This is a genomic window from Arhodomonas sp. KWT (assembly GCF_010993615.1).
In genome coordinates this window covers 1-720 of sequence record NZ_WNXE01000860.1, presented here as the reverse complement: position 1 = coordinate 720, position 720 = coordinate 1, and the positions used below count along the sequence as shown (strand labels likewise).

Sequence of the window (720 nt, the reverse complement as noted above, 5' to 3'; positions counted from 1 at the left end):
CAGGACCGTGTACGCCTGAGCGGGGAACGCCGGGAGCGTATCGTCGAGGCCGTCGAAGCGGCGCTGCAGCACGGCCGTGGCCGGGTCCGCGTGGACGTGCTCGACGACGAACGCACGGTCACTGCGAACCACCGTTTCTCCTCCGCCCTGCACTGCCCGGACTGCGACCTCGCCTATCGCGACCCGCAGCCCAACCTGTTCTCGTTCAACTCCCCTATCGGCGCCTGCAGCGAGTGTCGCGGCTTCGGACGGGTCATGGGCATCGACTACGCCCTGGTGATACCGGACGACCGGCTGAGCCTCGCCGAGGGGGCGATACGGCCGTGGCAGTCCGGCCAGTCCGCCGAGTGCCAGCGCGACCTCCTGCGCTACGCCCGCGCCCGCGGCGTGCCCACGGACGTGCCCTGGCGGGAGATGCGCGAGGCCGACCGCGACTGGGTCATCCACGGCGAGGGCGGCTGGGACGAGCCGGATACCTGGTACGGCGTCCAGCGCTACTTCGACTGGCTCGAGTCCCGTGCCTACCGCATGCACGTCCGCGTGCTGCTCTCGAAGTACCGCAGCTACGACCTCTGCCCGGCCTGCCGCGGGGCACGGCTGGCGCCGGAGTCCCTGGCCTGGCGCCTCGGCACCGCGGCCGACACGGACGCCGTCCTCGACCCGGACACCCGGTTCCGCCCGAGCGGCGCCACGATTCCCGCAGAGCGGCTGGCCGCCCTG

1 pseudogene is annotated in these 720 nt (G+C 72.5%); it reads left to right on the top strand.

Annotated features, from left to right (window positions below):
- A pseudogene (locus G7A99_RS22915) lies at positions 1-720 on the top strand (excinuclease ABC subunit A); the annotation flags it as partial.